The organism is Pseudomonas sp. B21-056 (genome assembly GCF_026016325.1).
Classification (GTDB): Bacteria; Pseudomonadota; Gammaproteobacteria; order Pseudomonadales; family Pseudomonadaceae; genus Aquipseudomonas.
On the sequence record NZ_CP087203.1, the window covers coordinates 3844573 to 3864922 of the forward strand.

The 20350-nt window shown below is 62.3% G+C and carries 11 protein-coding genes; 5 read left to right on the top strand and 6 right to left on the bottom strand.

Annotated features, from left to right (window positions below):
- Positions 1-851 precede the first annotated feature (851 nt).
- Positions 852-2462 carry an inorganic phosphate transporter gene (locus LOY67_RS16105; RefSeq protein ID WP_265063440.1) on the top strand — a complete coding sequence of 537 codons (1611 nt, stop codon included), beginning with the start codon at positions 852-854 and terminating at the stop codon, positions 2460-2462.
- Between the two features lie 65 nt (positions 2463-2527).
- Here the strand turns inward: LOY67_RS16105 and LOY67_RS16110 are convergent, their stop codons facing one another.
- A complete protein-coding gene (locus LOY67_RS16110) occupies positions 2528-3466 on the bottom strand; it encodes a LysR family transcriptional regulator (RefSeq protein WP_265063441.1) in 939 nt (312 codons plus the stop codon).
- Between the two features lie 112 nt (positions 3467-3578).
- Here LOY67_RS16110 and LOY67_RS16115 point away from each other — a divergent pair, with 112 nt between their 5' ends.
- Complete coding sequence (locus LOY67_RS16115; protein WP_265063442.1) at positions 3579-5096, top strand: CoA-acylating methylmalonate-semialdehyde dehydrogenase; 1518 nt, start codon at positions 3579-3581, stop codon at positions 5094-5096.
- Positions 5097-5181: 85 nt separating this feature from the next.
- Here the strand turns inward: LOY67_RS16115 and LOY67_RS16120 are convergent, their stop codons facing one another.
- Positions 5182-6105: a LysR family transcriptional regulator gene (locus LOY67_RS16120; protein WP_265063443.1), complete on the bottom strand. Its 924-nt coding sequence runs from the start codon at positions 6103-6105 to the stop codon at positions 5182-5184.
- Positions 6106-6220: 115 nt separating this feature from the next.
- Between LOY67_RS16120 and LOY67_RS16125 the strand changes: the two genes are divergently transcribed.
- On the top strand, positions 6221-7216 hold the full coding sequence (locus LOY67_RS16125) for an aldo/keto reductase (protein WP_265063444.1): 996 nt from the start codon (positions 6221-6223) through the stop codon (positions 7214-7216).
- Between the two features lie 480 nt (positions 7217-7696).
- On the opposite strand, the gene hemN is transcribed toward LOY67_RS16125, so the two are convergent.
- The 3 genes from hemN to LOY67_RS16140 form a co-directional block, all read right to left on the bottom strand.
- The gene (hemN, locus tag LOY67_RS16130; protein WP_265063445.1) at positions 7697-9073 is read right to left on the bottom strand and encodes an oxygen-independent coproporphyrinogen III oxidase; all 1377 of its coding nucleotides are present in this window, start codon (positions 9071-9073) and stop codon (positions 7697-7699) included.
- Positions 9070-10392: a coproporphyrinogen III oxidase gene (locus LOY67_RS16135; protein WP_265063446.1), complete on the bottom strand. Its 1323-nt coding sequence runs from the start codon at positions 10390-10392 to the stop codon at positions 9070-9072. The genes hemN and LOY67_RS16135 overlap by 4 nt, the downstream gene beginning before the upstream one ends.
- A gap of 94 nt (positions 10393-10486) precedes the next feature.
- On the bottom strand, positions 10487-10930 hold the full coding sequence (locus LOY67_RS16140; RefSeq protein ID WP_265067777.1) for a CopD family copper resistance protein: 444 nt from the start codon (positions 10928-10930) through the stop codon (positions 10487-10489).
- Between the two features lie 374 nt (positions 10931-11304).
- Here LOY67_RS16140 and LOY67_RS16145 point away from each other — a divergent pair, with 374 nt between their 5' ends.
- On the top strand, positions 11305-16914 hold the full coding sequence (locus tag LOY67_RS16145) for a putative Ig domain-containing protein (RefSeq protein WP_265063447.1): 5610 nt from the start codon (positions 11305-11307) through the stop codon (positions 16912-16914).
- A 291-nt stretch (positions 16915-17205) separates the two neighbouring features.
- Positions 17206-18353, top strand: a protein-coding gene (locus LOY67_RS16150; RefSeq protein WP_265063257.1) for an IS3 family transposase whose coding sequence is annotated in 2 segments (ribosomal slippage) — positions 17206-17461 and positions 17461-18353 — 1149 coding nt in all. Because the reading frame shifts where the segments join, the coding sequence is not laid out codon by codon here.
- A gap of 407 nt (positions 18354-18760) precedes the next feature.
- On the opposite strand, the gene LOY67_RS16155 is transcribed toward LOY67_RS16150, so the two are convergent.
- The gene (locus LOY67_RS16155) at positions 18761-20341 is read right to left on the bottom strand and encodes an aldehyde dehydrogenase (NADP(+)) (protein ID WP_265063448.1); all 1581 of its coding nucleotides are present in this window, start codon (positions 20339-20341) and stop codon (positions 18761-18763) included.
- Positions 20342-20350 lie beyond the last annotated feature (9 nt).

Below are 20350 nucleotides of genomic sequence, written 5' to 3' on the forward strand. Positions count from 1 at the left end.
TCATTTTGGCGTCAACTTCTGATTGAGCAAAAGGGAAAGGTTCGTCGGAAAACCAGAGGTTGTCAGGAATGCCGTCATCGCGAGCAGGCTCGCTCCCACAGGTTTTCGGGTGTTCACAGATTCGGTGTACACCTCAGATCCCCTGTGGGAGCGAGCCTGCTCGCGATGGCTGCGGCACATTCAGCATTGATGCAAGCTGACCCACCGCTATCGCGAGCAAGCTCGCTCCCACAGGTTTTCGGGTGTTCACAGATTCGATGTACACCTCAGATCCCCTGTGGGAGCGAGCCTGCTCGCGATGGCTGCGGCACATTCAGCATTGATGCAAGCTGACCCACCGCTATCGCGAGCAAGCTCGTCCCACAGGTTTTCGGGTGTTCACAGATTCGGTGTACACCTCAGATCCCCTGTGGGAGCGAGCCTGCTCGCGATGGCGGCGGCACATTCAACATTGATGCAAGCTGACCCACCGCTATCGCGAGCAAGCTCGTCCCACAGGTTTTCGGGTGTTCACAGATTCGGTGTACACCTCAGATCCCCTGTGGGAGCGAGCCTGCTCGCGATGGCGGCGGCACATTCAACATTGATGCAAGCTGACCCACCGCTATTGCGAGCAGGCTCGCTCCCACAGGGGATTTCGGGTGGACATGGTTTATGGGAATGCCCGTATCTGAGTCAGCTGCTTCACAGCAAACCCGGTCACCATCTCGTAACAAATTGTGAATAGCATTTCCGTCGCTACTCACAACCCAACCCTTGCGCCACGCCGGCAGCAGTACATCCACCACAAGCAGCTTTTGCAGTGGCAAAGAGAGCCGGAACCGCGTTTCCTCCACGAACCGGATGTCATCATGACCACCCCGACCCTCGTCTCAGATTCAATAAGCCCCATCTCAAGGCCGCAGCTCAACCGCAAGCCGAGCACGCTGACCCTGATCGTATTTTTCGCAGTGTTGGCCACCGGGCTGTTGTTCACCGCCTACAGCCTGGTGCGTGACATGGGCGAGTTCGGCACGGTGGTCACCACCTGGACGCCGTTCCTGCTGCTCGGCGTGGCGCTGTTGATTGCGCTGGGCTTCGAGTTCGTCAACGGTTTCCACGACACCGCCAACGCCGTGGCGACCGTCATTTACACGAACTCCATGGCGCCGAATGTCGCGGTGGCCTGGTCGGGGTTCTTCAATTTTCTCGGGGTGCTGCTGTCCAGCGGTGCGGTGGCTTTCGGCATCATCGCCCTGCTGCCGGTGGAGCTGATTCTGCAAGTCGGCTCGTCGGCCGGTTTCGCGATGATCTTCGCCCTGCTGATCGCGGCGATCCTGTGGAACCTCGGCACCTGGTGGCTGGGCCTGCCGGCCTCGTCCTCGCACACCTTGATCGGCTCGATCATCGGCGTCGGCGTGGCCAATGCCCTGATGCACGGCCGTGACGGCACCAGCGGTGTGGACTGGGCCCAGGCGGCCAAGGTCGGTTACGCGCTGCTGCTCTCGCCCCTGGTGGGTTTCGGCTGTGCGGCGTTGTTGTTGCTGGCGCTGCGCGCCTTCGTCAAGAACCGCGCCCTGTACAAGGCTCCGGAAGGTCATACGCCGCCACCATGGTGGATTCGCGGCATGCTGATCGCGACCTGCACCGGCGTGTCGTTTGCCCATGGCTCCAACGATGGCCAGAAAGGCATGGGGCTGATCATGTTGATCCTGGTGGGCACCCTGCCGATGGCGTACGCGTTGAACCGCACCATGCCTGCCGACCAGGCGTTGCAGTTCGCCGCCGTGGCCGAAGTGACCCAGCAGGCCCTGGTAAAAAGCGCACCGCAACCGGCACCGGCAGATCCCCGGACAGTCCTCTCCGACTTCGTCCGCAGCAAGGAAGCCACGCCACAACTGGTGCCTGCCCTCGCCGCCCTCACTGGCGCCATCGGTGCCGAGGTCAAGGGTTACGGCTCGCTGGCCAAAGTGCCCGCCGAAGCCGTGGGGAACGTGCGTAACGACATGTACCTGACCAGCGAAACCATCCGCTTGATGGACAAGAACAAAGTCGGCAACTTCGATGCCGACACCAGCGGCAAGCTGCAACTGTTCAAGCAACAGATCGACAATTCCACGCGGTTCATTCCGCTGTGGGTGAAGATCGCCGTGGCCATCGCCCTCGGCCTGGGCACCATGGTGGGCTGGAAGCGGATCGTGGTGACGGTGGGCGAAAAGATCGGCAAGACCCACCTGACCTACGCCCAGGGCGCATCGGCGGAAACCGTCGCCATGCTGACCATCGGCGCCGCCGACATGTTCGGCTTGCCGGTCTCCACCACCCATGTGCTGTCTTCAGGGGTGGCCGGGACCATGGTCGCCAATGGCTCGGGATTGCAGATGCGCACGATCCGTAATCTGCTGATGGCCTGGGTGTTGACGTTGCCGGCGGCGATTCTGTTGTCGGGCAGTCTTTATTGGTTGCTGACCAAATTGTTCTGATGCAAGACCTGTGGCGAGGGGATTTATCCCCTCGCCACAGGAGCTGGCTACAGCCTCAAAAATGCTCAATCCGCCACAAATCCCTGCGCAAACGTCTCCCGCAGCCAGGCCGCAAATACACTCACCGCCCGTGGCACATGGGCGGAGTAAGGGCGGATAGCAAACAAGTGCGAAGCGAAAGCCCCGGTCGATTCCCAGTCGGGCATCACCTCGACGAGCGTGTCATCACGCAATGCGGTTTGCGCGCTGAAGTCCGGCAGCAAGGCGATTCCTAACCCGCAGAGCGCCGCCTCGCGCAACGCTTCACTGTTGTTGGCGGAAAATACGCCGGTGACCGGCACCGTCGTACGCGGATGATCGGGCGCCGCGTTCCTTGGCACGAAATGCCAGGCCGGCTGATCCTGGCGGGGATAGTAGAGACAATCCTGATCGACCAGCATATGGGGCTCAGTAGGAGCGCCCCGACGGTTCAAGTACTCGCGGCTGGCAACCAGAAGCGTGCGCGTGCGGCAAAGCGGCCAGGCAACATGGGTGTCCGGCGGGGTCTGGGTATGGCGAATGGCGAGGTCGAATCCCTCCATCGCCAGGGCACTGATGTTGTCCGACATGGACAGTTCAACGCGGATTTCCGGATACGCCTGGAAGAACGTCGCCAGCCTGGGAACCAGTTGCTGCCGGGCCAATGCGACAGGGGCGGTGATACGCAGCAACCCCCGAGGCGTTTGCGCAAGGTCCTGCACGCTCGCGAAGCTATGGGCGATCGCGCCGAACGCCGTGCGGGTTTCCTCGACCAGGCCACGGCCGGCATCCGTCAGCCGCACGCTGCGCGTGGTTCGCTGCACCAGGGCAATCCCTGCCTGCCATTCCAGTTCGGCGATGTGCTGACTCATCGCCGCCTTACTGACCCCCAAACGACGCGCCGCCGCAGTGAAACTACCCTGCTCCGACAACACGGTGAGCCAATGGAGTTGGTTCCACGGGATGTCGAGGGGTGACTTTTTCATAGAGTGATTGTTTGCCGATGTGAACAATGAGTTCAATCTTAGACGGCTAGGCGAGCTTTCGCACCCTTCCTACACTCCCGATGGTTCCTACCACCATCATCGGAGAGATTGCATGACTGGCCCTGTTTCCCCAATCGATCACTACATCCACGGTCGTCACGTCCCGAATACGTCCGGGCGCTCGCAAGACGTCTTCAACCCAGCCACCGGCGCGGTCACCGGCCGCGCGGGCCTGGCCGGTGTCGATCAGGTCAACGCCGCCGTGCAATCAGCCGCCGACGCTTTCCCCCAGTGGGCCGACACGCCGCCAATACGCCGTGCCCGCGTCATGTTCAAGTTTCTCGAATTGCTGAACAGACACCGCGACGAGCTCGCCCGGTTGATCACCGCAGAGCATGGCAAAGTGTTCACCGATGCCCAGGGCGAAGTCTCCCGGGGGATCGACATCGTGGAGTTCGCCTGCGGCATGCCTCAGCTGTTGAAAGGTGATTTCACCGAACAAGTGTCGACCGGCATGGACAACTGGACCCTGCGCCAGCCGCTGGGTGTGGTGGCCGGCATCACCCCGTTCAACTTCCCGGTGATGGTGCCCATGTGGATGTTCCCGGTCGCCATCGCGGCGGGCAACACCTTCGTGCTCAAGCCCAGCCCGACCGATCCGTCACCGTCGTTGTTCATTGCCGACCTGTTCAAGCAAGCCGGTTTGCCGGACGGCGTGTTCAACGTCGTGCAGGGCGATAAGGAAGCGGTCGATGCGCTGCTCGATCATCCCGACGTCAAAGCCGTGAGCTTTGTCGGATCGACGCCGATCGCCAACTACATCTACGAAACCGGTGCCCGCCACGGCAAACGCGTGCAGGCCCTGGGCGGCGCGAAGAACCATATGGTGGTGATGCCGGACGCCAACATCGACCAGGTCGTCGATGCGCTGATCGGTGCGGCCTTCGGCTCGGCTGGCGAACGTTGCATGGCGATTTCGGTAGCGGTGTTCGTCGGCGACGTTGCCGACAAAGTCATGCCGAAACTGGTGGAGCGCACCCGGGCACTGAAGATTCTCAACGGCATGGACCTGACGGCCGAAATGGGCCCGATCGTGTCAAAAGCGGCGCACCAACGCATCAGCGGCTACATCGAGCAAGGCATTGCCGAAGGCGCGCAAATGCTGGTCGACGGTCGCGACTTCCAGGGTACTGAGGCCGGCGAAGGTTGCGAGGATGGCTTCTGGCTGGGCGGCACGATCTTCGACCACGTCACGCCGCACATGAGCATCTACAAGGACGAGATCTTCGGTCCCGTATTGGGTTGCCTGCGGGTCAACGATTTGAAGGAAGCCGTTGACCTGATCAACGCACACGAATTCGGCAACGGCGTCGCCTGCTTCACCCGCGACGGCAACGTGGCCCGGGAGTTCAGCCGGCGCATCCAGGTCGGAATGGTGGGGATCAACGTGCCGATCCCGGTGCCCATGGCGTGGCACGGTTTCGGCGGCTGGAAGCGCAGCCTGTTCGGCGACATGCATGCGTATGGCGAAGAAGGCGTGCGCTTCTACACCAAGCAGAAGTCGATCATGCAACGCTGGCCCGAAAGTATCGACAAGGGTGCCGAGTTCGTGATGCCGACCGCGAAATAGCGAGCGCGCCTTGATCGTGTCCCTGGCGCAACGACTCCGGTAGTGGGCGCCAGGAACCGTCGGCATTGGCGCGGTCATGTCCACACTAGATTTTCACCATCCACTCCCCGTGCAGATCCGCTTCCCCGTGCAACACCTCAATCACCCAGTCGATAAACACCCGCACCCGTGGCGACAGCTGTCGATGCGGTGGGTACACGGCTGAAATCGGCCACAGCGGCAGCGCGTATTCGCTCAGCACCTGTACCAACCTCCCTTCGGCCAATTGCCGCTGCACGTGGTAACGCGGCACCTGGATCAAGCCGAAGCCCGCCTCGCAGGCGCTGACGTAGGCGTCAGCATTGTTGACGGTCAGTTCGCCCGGCATCTGCAACTCGCGCACCTGCCCCGCCACCTCGAATTCGAATGGGAAATATCGGCCATTGCCGGCAGCGAAGCGGATGGCGCGATGCGCAGCCAGATCTTCCAGTTGCCGAGGCGTGCCCGAGCGGGCCAGGTAGTCGGGGCTGGCGCAGGTCAGTTGGTGCAGTCGCACGATGGGCCGCGCCACCAGCGCCTGGTCGGTGATGTTGCCGGCGCGGATCGCGCAGTCCACACCTTCGCGCTGCAGATGGACTTGGCGGTCGTGGAAGCCGATGTCCAATTGCAGCGCCGGGTAGCGCCGATAGAAATCCGCCAGGCGCGGCAGGATCCAGCTGCAACCGAAGGCGATGGGCATGTCCACCCGCAAGGTGCCGTGAGGCTGGCTCCGTTGCGTCGACAGCGAACCTTCGAGGTCTTCAAGATCGTCGAGCAGTTGGCCGCAGCGCTGGTAATAGGCTTCGCCATCGAGCGTGGCGCGCACCTGTCGCGTGGTGCGCTGCAGCAGCTGCACGCCCAGGTGCGCTTCGAGCTGCTGGATCAGCAGGCTGACGGTGGCCCGGGGCAATTCGAGGTCATCGGCAGCCTTGCCAAAGCCACCCAGTTCGACAATGCGCCTGAACACTTGCATGGCCTGTAAACGGTCCATATTTGGTTCGCCTTACTATTCAGAAATCACGAATAGTTAAACCAATATTCACGGATTTATCCACGCAATCGTTTACTGGAGACTGAAGGTGTCATTCATCTTCAGGAGCAACATCATGAAAACCCGTCAACTCGGCCACCAAGGCCCTCACGTTTCCGCCATCGGCCTGGGCTGCATGGGCATGTCGGATTTCTACACCACCGGCGTCGACGAACGAGAGTCGATTGCCACGCTGCATCGTGCGCTGGAGCTGGGGGTGACGATGTTCGACACCGCCGACATGTACGGCCCCCACACCAATGAAGAACTTCTCGGCCGGGCCCTGAAAGGCAAGCGCGGCAGCCTCTACCTGGCGACCAAGTTCGGCCTGGTGCGCAGCAGCGATCCCCATGCCCGCGGCGTCAATGGCCGTCCCGAATACGTCAGGCAATCCGTCGACGGCAGCCTCAAGCGTCTGGATACCGATTACATCGACCTCTACTACCAACACCGCATCGATCCCCAGGTGCCCATCGAAGAAACCATCGGGACCATGGCCGAGCTGGTCAAGGCCGGCAAGGTCCGCCACATCGGCATCTCCGAAGCCAGCGCCGAAACCATCCAGCGGGCGCACGCGGTGCATCCACTGGCAGCGGTGCAAAGCGAATATTCATTGTGGTCCCGCGAGCCTGAACACAATGACGTGCTCGATACCTGCCGCCGCCTGGGTATCGCGTTTGTCGCCTACAGCCCGCTGGGTCGGGGGTTCCTGAGCGGCGAGCTGAAGACCCCGGAAGACTTCGCTCCCGATGATTATCGCCGCTTCAACCCGCGCTTCCAGGCAGAAAACTTCAATCGCAACCTGGTGCTGGTGGACAGGGTCAAGGCCCTGGCGGCGAACAAACGCATCAGCGCTTCGCAACTGGCCCTGGCGTGGGTGTTGGCCCAGGGCGACCATGTGATCCCGATTCCAGGAACCAAACAACGCAGGTATCTGGAGAGTAATGTGGCGGCGGCAGAGGTGGTCCTGAGTGCCGACGAACTGGCCCAGCTGGATGAGATTTTCGGCGCCAACGAGGCAGTCGCGGGCGCGCGATACGATGCCCGGACGATGTCGTTGCTGGATGGGTGAGTGCGGGGCTTTTTGACGGCGGTGGCATAGCTGATATCACTTGCGGCTGACCCACCGCCATCGCGAGCAGGCTCGCTCCCACAAGGGATTTGGGGTGTACATGGTTCCTGTGAACACCACCGTAAAACTGTGGGAGCGAGCCTGCTCGCGATGGCGGCGACACATCCAACATCGATGCAGGCTGCTCCACCGCTTTCGCGAGCAAGCTCGCTCCCACAAGGGATTTGGGTGTACACGGCTCCTGTGAACACCACCGTAAAACTGTGGGAGCGAGCCTGCTCGCGATGGCGGCGACACATCCAACATCGATGCAGGCTGACCCACCGCTTTCGCGAGCAGGCTCGCTCCCACAAGGGATTTGGGGTGTACATGGTTCCTGTGAACACCGTCGTAAAACTGTGGGAGCGAGCCTGCTCGCGATGGCGGCGACACGTCCAACATCGATGCAAGCAGAGGGCTTCGCCACTGGCTCAAGTGGGGTCAAACCGTTCGCGAATACTGGACCGTCGGGGCGGCTTCCAGATAGGCATCGAAGGCCATGGCGACGCTGCGCATCATCAGTTGCCCTTGAGGTAACAGCACCAGGGCGTCAGGGCGGATCTGCAGCAACCCGTCGCGCACCTGCTCCTGGAGCCGGGCCAGGGCATCGGTGAAGTATTCAGTAAAGCAAACACCATGAGCGGCCTCGATCCGGCCGAAATCGACCCGTCCATGGCACATCAACTCGCTGATGACCTCCCGCCGCAAACGGTCGTCGTCGCTCAGGCGATAGCCGCGTTGCACCGGCAGCAGGCCTTGGTCCAAACGGGCGTAATACTGGGACAGCTCCTTGACGTTCTGGTTGTAGCTGTCGCCGACCTTGCCGATCGAGGACACACCCAGGCCGATCAAGTCGCAGTCCGCATGGGTGGAATAGCCCTGGAAATTACGCTGCAGGGTACCTTGGCCACGGGCACGCACCAGTTCATCGTCCGGCAGGGCGAAGTGGTCCATGCCGATGTAGACATAGCCGGCTTCGGTCAGCCGGTTGACGATCAGCTCGAGCAACTCCAGCTTGCGCGCAGGCGGCGGCATGTCTTCGGGGCGGATCATCCGCTGCGCCCTCACCCGCTGCGGCAGGTGCGCATAGCTGTAGGCGGCAATCCGGTCGGGACGCAGGGCAAGGGTGACATCGAAACTGGCAAGGGTCTGCAACGGCAAACCGTAGATCAGGTCGACGCTGACGGACTTGAAGCGCGCCAGACGGGCCGCTGTCACCAACTCCGCGACCTGGGCCTCACTCTGTACCCGATTGACGGCGGCTTGCACCCGGGCATCGAAATCCTGGACACCGAAACTCAGGCGGTTGAAACCCAACTGCCGCAGTCCCCTGAGCTGTTCGGCCGCGATGGTGCGTGGATCGACCTCAATGGAAAACTCATGGGCGTCGCTGTCATCCATGTCGAACCACTGGTGCAGGCAGGCCATCAACTCCGCCAGTTGCTCGTGGGTCAGGTAGGTCGGCGTGCCGCCCCCCAGGTGCAGTTGGGTCAGCTTGCGCGTGCGGTCGAACAAGCTCGCTTGCAGGGCGATTTCACGCTTGAGGTACGTCAGGTACTCGGCGGCGCGATGGGTCTTGCGGGTGATGATTTTGTTGCACGCGCAGTAGTAACAGAGGCTCTGGCAGAACGGGATATGGATGTACACCGACAACGGCTTGGGCACCGGCGCCTGGTTGCTGCGCCGGGCAGCCTCACGGTATTCATCCATGGCAAACGCCTGGTGAAACTGCGGCGCCGTGGGATAGGACGTGTAGCGAGGGCCGGGGCAATCGTATTTCTCGACCAGGGCACGATTGAAAACGGATAAGGCGTTCATGATGGATTCAACCTTTCAAAAGGCCGGGGCAGTATCGGTTCGAAGGGCACGGCGGCTGCATCGTCAGGGCCCGGGTCGAACAGATTGCAGATCGCGTCCACGCTCAACCGACCGGCCGGCAGGATGCCGATGAAGCGGCTCGACAATTCGATCAACCCGTCGACGCTCAAGGCCTCAAGTCGCGGCCAGATCGACGCGAAATGCTCGCGAAAAACCAGGCCGAAACGCGCCTCGATGGCCGGGATGTCCAGTTCCAGATCACAGGACAGCTGTTCGGTCACCGCCGCATTGACCTGATCCCCTCCTTCACAGCGCCACCCACGCCAGATCGGCAACTGCCCAGCGCCCAACTGTTGGCGGTACTGCACCAGATCCTCGGTGTTCTGCGCATACAGATGCTCGATCTGCGTGATGGCCGCCAGCCCGAATCCCACATGATCACAGCACCCATGCCGGGTAAATCCCTGGCAGTTATGGTGCAGGCGGCCATGCTCCTGGGCGACGGCCAGGTCATCGTCGGCCCGGACAAACAGGCCCTGGCCGATGTAGTGGTACCCCGCTCCAATCACCTGTTCGCAGCTGACCCGGCGCATGACCTCTTTGTCGGCCTGACTGCAAAAGCTGCCGGCCATCGCGGCGTTGGTCGAACGGTAGCGATGAGGCGCCCGGGCATAGTCGAAAACACGCAGCCGGTCCGGCTCCAGTTCGATCAGCGTGGCCAGCTTCAGCGCGAAGCTGTGGGGTGTCTGCCAGGCATGGCCATAACCGAGGTCAATGCTGATGGAGCGAAAGCCGAAGGTGCGCGCCGCGTCGATCAACGAATGGATCGGTGCCGGGTTCTGGTAACAATCCACTGACAAGTCGCGGTCTGCGCCCATGTCGGGAACACCGATGCTGACGTGGGTGAAGCCCTGGTCACGGATCAGGCCCATGGTCGACCAGTCGGTGTGATGCAGGTCCAGCTCGATGCCCTGGTCGCCGCTTTCGGAAAAGTCGAAGCGCCTGCGCAGCTCCCCCATCAACCGCTGCAAATGGACGATCACCGGGGTGCCGCCGGTCAACCAGAACTGATCGACCCGCCGCCCTGCTCCCAGGTGGCAGCCGACCAGGCCCATCTCGTACATCAGCGATTGCAGGTAGACGTCGATCTCCGCGCATTGGCAAACGCTGGCAAGGGGCGAACACGACGCCAGCCTCAGGCGCGATGGCAGATGCACCGACAGCGACAGCGGGCGCCGTTTCTGACGGCTGTGGCGCAAGCCCCGGAGCAGATCGAGGGAGCCGACGCCTCCGTGGAATTTGTGTAGCGGGTCGAACATGACAATCTCCGAGTGGCTGCGCGGGGATATTGTCCGGCTTCGCCCGTCACGCCACCTTGACCTGTATCAAGCGCCTTGAACCCACGCCGTCCCGTTACCAGGTGACATAGAACATACCCTTGGCCAACAGCACGATCAGCACCAGATGCAGGAACACCCGGGTGTGGATGATCTGCACGTAACGGGCGTTCATGCGTCCGCGCCTGAACAACCACATCGCCCAGAGAAAATGCCCCAGCACACTGCCCGCCAGCAGGATCTTCAACCCCAGCAGCACACCGAACGATGAGTGCAACGGTGCCATCAACAGCGGCCAGTAGCGCAGCCAGACCATCGCGGCACCCGCGCCGAACAGCACCAGCAACACCCAGGGCATCAACTGACGGGCACGGCGGCTGATGCCTTGCTCGAGCAGCACCATGACCTTGGCGGGCAGTTGCCGGCGGATGCTCTCCAGGAACAGCACCTCGAAGAACACCGTGCCGATGAACACCAGGGCGGCGAAGAGGTGCAGGGTCAGGAGCAGCGGATAAATCATGGGGCTCTCTGTCATGGCGGTAGCTTCATTCGAGGCTACCGCCCGGGACAGGTGTTGAGGTTGATGCCAATCAACAAAGCCCTAAATGCCGATCCCCTGTGGGAGCGAGCCTGCTCGCGATAGCGGTGGATCAGCTTGCATTGATGTTGATTATGCCGCTGCCATCGCGAGCAGGCTCGCTCCCACAGGGGAACACCGTCAACGGAACGTTACTTTCTGGAATCGGGTTCCCGACCGCTGATCCGTTAGTTCAGCTTTTTGACTCTTCCCCGATATGCGGTCACAACTTTCACGCTCCGCCGGGTCATAACCCTGAGGTCGCCGATGGAATATTGGCATCTACCGTGGTTCCAGCCCGATACGGAGATAAGCTCATGATTTTCAACGTACAAAATTTTGGCGCCAAAGGAGACGGTATTACCGATGACACCGCGGCCATCCAGGCGGCGATTGACGCGGCGGCAGCGGCAGGCGGGGGGCAGGTGTATGTGCCGGCCGGCACCTACATCGTTTCGGCAGGCGAGGAACCTTCCGATGGCTGCCTGATGCTCAAGAGCAACGTGCATCTGTATGGCGACGGCATGGGCGAAACCACCGTCAAGGTGGCCGACGGCTCCGACACCAAGATCACCGGCATCATCCGCTCCGCCTACGGCGAAGAAACCCATGACTTCGGCATCAGCCAACTCACCATCGACGGCAACCGCGACCACACCACCGGCAAGATCGACGGCTGGTTCAACGGGTACATCCCAGGCGAAGAAGGCTACGACTCCAACGTCACCATCGACAGCGTCGAGATCAAGGACTGCTCCGGGTACGGCTTCGACCCCCACGAGCAGACCGTCAACATGGTTATCAAGAACAGTGTGTCCCACGGCAATGGCCTGGACGGCTTCGTGGCCGACTTCCTCAGCGACAGCACCTTCGAAAACAACGTCGCCTACGACAACGACCGGCACGGCTTCAACGTCGTCACCAGCACCCACGACTTCACCCTCACCAACAACGTCGCCTATGACAACGGCGGCAACGGCATCGTGGTGCAGCGCGGCAGCGAGAACATCCCCTCCCCCAGCAACATCACCATCACCGGTGGCGAGGTATACGGCAATGGCGCCGAAGGGGTGCTGGTCAAACTGTCCAGCGACGTGACGGTCACGGGCGTCGACATCCACGATAACGCCAGCGCCGGGATCCGCATCTACGGCAGCAACCACGTCGAGATCATCGACAACACCCTCAACAACAATTCCCTGGGTGGCGCCGTCCCCGAGATCATCATCCAGTCCTACGACGACACCCAGGGCGTTTCCGGCAAGTACTTCAACGGCAGCGATAACACGATCCAGGGCAACCTCATCAGCGGCAGCAACCTGTCGACCTATGGCGTTGCCGAACGTAACGAAGACGGCACCGATCGCAATGCGATCATCGCCAACACCATCAGCCACACCAGCAAGGGCGCCACGCTGATCTATGGCGATGGCAGCTACGTCAGCGCCACGGAACCGATGACTACCGTACAAGGCACGGCCGGCAACGATACCCTGCTGGGCACCAGCGCCAGCGAGATCTTCTACGGCGGCGCCGGCAACGACACGATCAACGGCGCAGCCGGCGGCGACATCCTGGTGGGCGGCGCGGGCCTCGATAAACTCACCGGCGGCACGGGCGCCGATACGTTCCGCTTCGCCAGCCAGTCCGACAGCTACCGCAACGCGACCACCAGCTTCGACGACACCATCACCGACTTCGACGTCACCCAGGACAAGATCGACCTCGCCGGCCTGGGCTTTACCGGCCTGGGCAACGGCCGTGGCGGCACCTTGCAGGTCAGCTACAGCGCCAGCAACGACCGCACCTACATCAAGGACTTCGACGCCGACGCCAGCGGCAATCGCTTCGAGCTGATTCTCTCCGGCAACCTCGCCAGCACCCTGACGGCCAGCAACTTCATCTTCAACCGGGTGGTCACCGGCACCAGCGGCAACGACTCGCTGGCGGGCAGCGACTCGGCCGATACCCTGCTGGGCCTGGCCGGTAACGACAGCCTCAGTGGCGGCGCGGGTGACGACAAGCTCGACGGCGGGGCCGGCATGGACACCCTCACCGGTGGCGCCGGGGCGGACACCTTCGTGTTTTCCAACCGCCTGGACAGCTACCGCAACTACAACACCGGCGGCGTCAACCTGGGCGACCTGATCACCGACTTCAATGTCGCCTCCGACAAGATCGACTTGTCGGCCCTGGGCTTCACCGGTCTGGGGGACGGCAAGAACGACACCGTGTACCTGGTGCTCAACAGCGCCGGCACCAAGACCTACATCAAGTCCTTGACCGCCGACGCCAACGGCAACCGCTTCGAAGTGGCATTGGACGGCAACTTCCTCAACACCCTGACCAGCGCCAATTTCGTGTTCGCCACCACGTCGCCGACCAACCATGCGCCGGTGCTGGCGACGCCGCTGCTGGACCAGAACGCGACCGAGAACACGCCGTTCAGCTACGTGGTGCCCGCCACCAGCTTCAGCGACCCGGACAACGACAGCCTCAGCTACACCGCCAAACTGGCCAACGGCAGCGCCCTGCCCGGTTGGCTGGTGTTCGACGCGGCCACGCGCACGTTCAGCGGTACGCCAAGCGACACCGCCTCGGGCACATACGCCATACAAGTCACCGCCACGGACGGCAGCAACGCCACCGTCAGTGACAGCTTCACCCTTGCCGTGCAGGACGTGCCCGCCCCCGTCGTCATCAATGGCACGCCGAACAACGACACCCTGACCGGCACCGCAGCCAACGAACAACTGTTCGGTGGCGCCGGGAATGACACCCTCAATGGCGGGGCCGGCAACGACATTCTGGTCGGTGGTACCGGGGTGGACAAACTCACCGGTGGCGCGGGCGCCGATGTGTTCCGCTTCACCTCGAAGCTCGACAGCTATCGCACCGGGTCCACCAGCGCCAGTGACCAGATCCTCGACTTCGACGTAGCCGCGGACAAGATCGACGTCGCCGCGCTCGGCTACACCGGCCTGGGCAATGGCTTGAATGGCACGTTGCAAGTGACCTACAGCGCGTCGTCCAACCGCACCTATCTCAAGGACCTAACCGTCGACGCCAACGGCAACCGCTTCGAAGTGTCGCTGGCGGGCAACCTGGTCAACAGCCTGACGGCCAGCCACTTCGTGTTCGCCGACCAGAACACGCCTGGCAACGTGGCGCCGGTGGTGGCCATCCCGCTCCTCGACCAGAGTGCCAGTGAAAGCACGCCATTCCGCTACACCGTGGCCCACGACAGCTTCACCGACGCCAACCAGGAGGCACTGACCTACACCGCGACCCTCGCCGACGGCAGGGCCCTGCCCGCGTGGCTGACATTCAATGCCACCAGCCTGACCTTCAGCGGCACGCCGACCAACACCGCAGCCGGTAACTATGACGTGCTGGTCAAGGCCACCGATCCTTCAGGTGCCTCGGTCAGTGACAACTTCGCCCTGGTGGTGGCCGACGCACCGGCCAACACCATCACCGGGACCAGCAGTGCCGAAACCCTCAATGGCACGGCCGGCGCCGACCTGATCCTCGGCCTGGGCGGCAACGACACGATCAAGGCCGGCACCGGCGCCGACATCGTCGACGGTGGCGCCGGACGCGACTCACTGTACGGCGGCGACGGCGCCGACACCTTCCGCTACACCAACGTGCTCGACAGCTACCGCGACTACGACACCGGCGGCGTCACGGCCACCGACACGGTCTATGACTTCACTGCGGGCGTGGACAAGATCGACGTCTCCAGCCTGGGCTTCACCGGCCTCGGCGACGGCACCAACGGCACGCTGTACATGACCCTGAACTCGGCCGGCGACAAGACCTACATCAAGTCCGCCGAAGCCGATGCCGATGGCAACCGCTTCGAGATCGCCCTCAACGGCAACTACCTCAACACCCTGACCGCCAGTGATTTCGTGTTCGGCGAGCGCGCCCAGCAGGACATCCTCTACCTGCCGACCCTCGGCCAATCCAATGCACGCCTGCTGCGCATGACCGAAGATGATGATCAGTCCGGCACCTCGATGCTGGTCAAGGACCTGGACCGCTACACCACCTACGATGTGCGCAGCCAGTTCACCGATGCCGACGGCAATGGCATCGACATCGCGGTGGGCGGCAGCACCGTCACTGGTTTGTCGACACTGAGCCCCGAAGAACTGAAGTTGTGCTGGTGGCTGACCGACACCAACCAGCCCGGGCCGGCGCTGTTGCGTGCCGTGACATTGCTGAAGGACCAGCTCAGCGAACTCAAGGCCATCGATAACGTCACCATGGGCATCATCTGGGGCCAGGGCGAGGAAGGCGCCCAGGAGATCGCCCGGGCCACTGACAAACAGGCAGCGGCCGCGGCCTACAAGGCCGCAACGCTGAAGGTGTTCGACTACCTGCACGCCCAGTTAGGCAACTTCAGCGTGTACCTGATGGAAACCGGTCACTACGAGCAGGACGCGGCGCGGGCCCGTGGCTACGCCGAGGACAAGATCGCCGCGATTGTCGAAGGGGTCGGCTATGTCCGCGCCGCCCAGGAAGCCATGGCGGCCGAGCGCGCCGATGTCAAGCTGGCGGTGGACTACACCGACCTGCCGTTGCGCTACGAGGTCGATCCGCTGGTCTATCCCGACGACGTCTGGCATCTGCACGAGGAGTCGGCGGAAATCGTCGGCCAACGCCTGGCCGACTACATCGCCGATGACCTGGGCTTCCACGGCAACCCCAACGACAACAACAGCGTGCAGGACATCTTCGACCACGCCAACCAGGGCGGGATGATCACGGGTACCGACCAGGCGGACACCCTGGTGGGCAGCTCGGGCAACGACACCCTGGATGGCGACCTGGGCGCCGACAGCCTGACGGGTGGCGATGGCAATGACATCTACGTGGTCGACAACGCGTTCGACAGCGTGGTGGAAACCAACACCTCGGCCTCGCAGATCGATACGGTCAAGGCCTCGGTCAGCTGGACGCTGGGGGCCAATCTCGAGAACCTGGTGCTCACCGGCGTCTCGGACATCGATGGCACCGGCAACGAACGGCGTAATTTCATCACCGGCAACATCGCCGACAACGTGCTCGACGGTGCCGCCGGCAACGACAGCATGAGCGGCGGCGACGGCGATGACACCTACTACGTCGACAACACCGGCGATGCCGTGATCGAAACCAACAGCAATCCGCTGACCGGGGGCATCGACAGCGTGCACAGCCGCCTGGCGGCCTACACCCTCGCCAGCAACGTCGAGAACCTGTACATCGACACCCCCGACGCGGCCAATGGTACGGGCAATGCGCTGGACAATACCCTGTTCGCCGGGGCCGGTAACAACGTGCTGGATGGCCGTGATGGCAACGACACGGTGTCGTTCGAGCAGGCACTGGCCGGGGTCACCGTGACCCTCTCGACATCCGCGCAACAGAACACCGCAGGCTCGGGCCTCGATACGCTGAAGAACATCGAGAACCTGACCGGCAGTGCCTACGCCGACACCCTGACCGGCAACAGCGCCGGCAACATCCTCGATGGCGGTGCGGGCAACGATACGTTGGTGGGTGGCTCGGGGGATGATCGACTGATCGGGGGGGCCGGCACCGACAACCTCACCGGTGGCACCGGCGCGGACACCTACGCATTCGGTGCGCTGACAGACATGGGCACCGGCGCGTTGCGCGATGTGATCAACGGTTTCAAGAGCACCGAGCTGGACCACTTGGATCTCACCGGCCTGGACGCCAACCCACTGACCGCCCATATCGATGCCTTCACCTTCATCGGCAGCAACGCCTTCGACACCACCAACGCCACCGGCCAACTGCGCTTTGCCGACGGCATCCTCTACGGCAGCGTCGACGCCGACGCCACCGCCGAGTTCGAGTTCGAACTGGTCGGCGTCAAGGAGCTGCATGCCAGCGACTTTACGGCGTGAACGTTATGTGAGGGCTGGGCTCTGACTGCAATGGCGGCGGCGCATCCACCGCCGCCATCGCGAGCAGGCTCGCTCCCACAGGGTTCTATGGTGTTTGCAATCCAGCATTTACCCAGGATCACTGTGGGAGCGAGCCTGCTCGCGATAGCGGAGGGTCAGTTGGCATCGAGGCTGAATGTGCCGCCGCTATCGCGGGCAAGCCCGCTCCCACAGGGTTCTGTGGTGTATTGAGCTGGTCTAATGGCCCCGGACACCTCAATGGGTGAAACTACACCCATTGAGGAATATTCCATGACTAAGAAATACAGAAAATTCGACGCCGAGTTCAAGCTGAAGGTCTGCAAGATGATTGTTGATCAAGGTCTGAGCGTGAACTCGGTTTGTACCGATTTAGGCCTGAGCGACACCGCCGTGCGCCGCTGGGTTCAGCAGTATCAAACCGAGCAGTCGGGCGGTACGGGGATTGGCAAACCATTGACCAGCGACCAGCAGCGTATTCGCCAGCTTGAACAGCAAGTCCGCGAACTGAAGACGGATAATGACATATTAAAAAAAGCTACGGCCTTCTTTGCCCGCGAGTTGAAGTGATCCACCAGTTGGTTCACCAAATTCAATGCAAGGCCTACCCGGTGGCGCGTATCTGCCGGGTGTTGCGGATCAGTCGTTCGGGGTTTTACGAAGCTCGTCAGAGGCGTTTGAAGCCAAAACCTGTGTGCTCGGTTGCCGCTCAGCTCAAGGCTGCCTTCGTGTCCAATGAACACTGTTATGGCAGTCGTCGTTTGGTGAAAGCGCTGCGTGACACTGGCGTCTCCGTTGGACGGAACAAGGTCCGCCGCCTGATGAAACAACAGGATTTGCGCCCGATCTGGAAGCGCAAGTTCGTTCATACCACTGACAGCAATCACAATTTTCCGGTGGCTGAGAACCTGCTCAATCGCCAGTTCAATCCCGAGCGCATCAACCAGTCGTGGGTCGCTGACATCACCTACATCCGTACCCGCAGCGGCTGGTTGTACCTGGCGGCCGTCATGGACCTGTACTCACGCAAAATCGTGGGCTGGGCCATGGCACCCCACATGCGGGCAGAGTTGGTATGCAGTGCGATGCAACTGGCCATCGCGCAGAGGCAACCTGAACCGGGCCTGATCGCACACTCGGATCGAGGCAGCCAGTATGCCGGTACGGATTACCAGGACTTGCTGACGCGACATGGAATGCGTTGCAGCATGAGTCGCAAGGGCAACTGCTGGGACAATGCGGTCATGGAGCGCTTCTTCTTGAATCTGAAGATGGAGCGTGTTTGGCGCAAGGATTACGCCAACCATGGCGAAGCGATCAAGGACATCACGGACTACATCGTGCGGTTCTACAACGGAAGGCGAATCCATTCATCCTTGGGCTATTTACCGCCCAATCAGTATGAGCGGCAAGCAGCCTGAAAAACACCGATTGAGGTGTCCGGAAAAAGTTGACCACCTCATATGCAAATCCTGCATTCACCCAGGATCACTGTGGGAGCGAGCCTGCTCGCGATAGCGGTGGGTCAGTTGGCATCGAGGCTGAATGTGCCGCCGCTATCGCGGGCAAGCCCGCTCCCACAGGGTTCTATGGTGTTTGCAATCCAGCATTTACCCAGGAACCACTGTGGGAGCGAGCTTGCTCGCGATAGCGGCAGGTCAGTTGGCATCGAGGCTGAAGTGCCGCCGCTATCGCGAGCAGGCTCGCTCCCACAGAGGTTCTATGGCGTATGCAAGCCCTGCATTCACCCCGGAACAACTGTGGGAGCGAGCCTGCTCGCGATGGCGGCAGTCCATCAAACCTCGATGGAGCTGCCTTCCTGCGATTCTCAGAGCGCCTCGCGGCCCGGCACGCCGTCCACCAATCGCTGGATCCCCAACGGATTGGCATTTTTCAGGGGTTCCGGCAGCAGGTTGTCGGGGTAGTTCTGGAAGCACACCGGCCGCAGGAAACGGTCGATGGCCAGGGTGCCCACCGAGGTGCCGCGGGCATCGGAGGTGGCCGGGTAAGGCCCGCCGTGGACCATCGAATCACAGACCTCGACACCGGTCGGGTACCCGTTGAGCAGGATCCGGCCGACTTTCTGCTCCAGCAGCGGCGTCAACTCGCTGAACCGCTGGAAATCACCCGGCTCGCCGATCATGGTCGCGGTCAGTTGGCCGTGCAGTCCGTTCAACGCGGCGCTGAGTTGCGCCTGGTCGGCCACTTCGACGAACACGGTGGTCGGACCAAACACCTCTTCCTGCAACGCCTCATCCCCGTCGATCAACAGACTGGCATCGGCCTTGAACAGCTGCGGCTGGGCCTGGTTGCCCTGCTGTGCACGCCCGGCCAGGTGTTCGATGCCTGGATGAGCCAGCAACTTCTGCAAGCCCTTGCCATAACTTTGCAAGGTGCCGGCATTGAGCATGGTTTGCGGCGCCTGGTCAGCGATCAGCGCCGCGACCTGCTGGGTGAATGCCGTGAACTGCGGCGAACGGATACCAATCACCAGGCCCGGGTTGGTGCAGAACTGGCCACAGCCCATCACCACCGAGGCGGTCAGGTCGCGAGCGATACTGTCGGCGCGGGTCGCCAGCGCTTCAGGCAGGACGATCACCGGGTTGATGCTCGACATCTCGGCAAACACCGGGATCGGCTGCGGGCGCGCGGCGGCCATGTCGCACAGAGCACGCCCACCCCGCAGGGAGCCGGTGAAGCCCACGGCCTGGATCGCCGGATGCTTGACCAGCCATTCGCCGACGCCACCGCCGTAGATCATGTTGAAGACACCGGCCGGCATCGCGGTTTTCTCGGCGGCACGGATGACCGCATCGGCGACCCACTCCGCTGTCGCCATGTGGCCGCTGTGGGCCTTGAACACCACTGGGCAGCCGGCCGCCAGGGCCGACGCGGTGTCGCCACCGGCCGTGGAAAAAGCCAACGGGAAATTACTGGCGCCGAACACCGCCACCGGGCCGAGGCCGATGCGGTACTGACGCAGGTCCGGGCGCGGCAGCGGTTTGCGCTCCGGCAAAGCCCGGTCGATACGCGCACCGTAGAAATCACCACGACGCAGGACTTTGGCGAACAGGCGCATCTGCCCGCTGGTACGCCCCCGCTCACCCTGGATACGTGCAGCGGGCAACGCGGTTTCACGGCAGACCACGGCGACGAACTCATCGCCCAAGGCATCCAATTCATCGGCAATGGCCTCGAGGAACTCGGCCCGACGCACCGCGCTCAGGCTGCGGTAGGCCGGATAAGCCGCTGCCGCTGCCTTGGCCGCTGCGTCGACTTCTTCCGCCGTGGCCTGGATGAAATCACCCGGCAAGGCTTCGCCAGTGCTGGCATCGAGGCTCTGCAAACGGGTCTGGCCGGCGGCACTGCGCGCCCCACCGATGTAGTTGTGGCCAAGGATCTGGTTCATCGCAAGTCT

What these genes read in the sequence shown, in the direction of transcription:
- LOY67_RS16105 (WP_265063440.1), top strand. Translation starts at nt 852, where the DNA reads ATGACCACCCCGACCCTCGTCTCAGATTCAATAAGCCCCATCTCAAGG.
- LOY67_RS16110 (WP_265063441.1), bottom strand. Translation starts at nt 3,466, where the DNA reads ATGAAAAAGTCACCCCTCGACATCCCGTGGAACCAACTCCATTGGCTC.
- LOY67_RS16115 (WP_265063442.1), top strand. Translation starts at nt 3,579, where the DNA reads ATGACTGGCCCTGTTTCCCCAATCGATCACTACATCCACGGTCGTCAC.
- LOY67_RS16120 (WP_265063443.1), bottom strand. Translation starts at nt 6,105, where the DNA reads ATGGACCGTTTACAGGCCATGCAAGTGTTCAGGCGCATTGTCGAACTG.
- LOY67_RS16125 (WP_265063444.1), top strand. Translation starts at nt 6,221, where the DNA reads ATGAAAACCCGTCAACTCGGCCACCAAGGCCCTCACGTTTCCGCCATC.
- hemN (WP_265063445.1), bottom strand. Translation starts at nt 9,073, where the DNA reads ATGAACGCCTTATCCGTTTTCAATCGTGCCCTGGTCGAGAAATACGAT.
- LOY67_RS16135 (WP_265063446.1), bottom strand. Translation starts at nt 10,392, where the DNA reads ATGTTCGACCCGCTACACAAATTCCACGGAGGCGTCGGCTCCCTCGAT.
- LOY67_RS16140 (WP_265067777.1), bottom strand. Translation starts at nt 10,930, where the DNA reads ATGATTTATCCGCTGCTCCTGACCCTGCACCTCTTCGCCGCCCTGGTG.
- LOY67_RS16145 (WP_265063447.1), top strand. Translation starts at nt 11,305, where the DNA reads ATGATTTTCAACGTACAAAATTTTGGCGCCAAAGGAGACGGTATTACC.
- LOY67_RS16155 (WP_265063448.1), bottom strand. Translation starts at nt 20,341, where the DNA reads ATGAACCAGATCCTTGGCCACAACTACATCGGTGGGGCGCGCAGTGCC.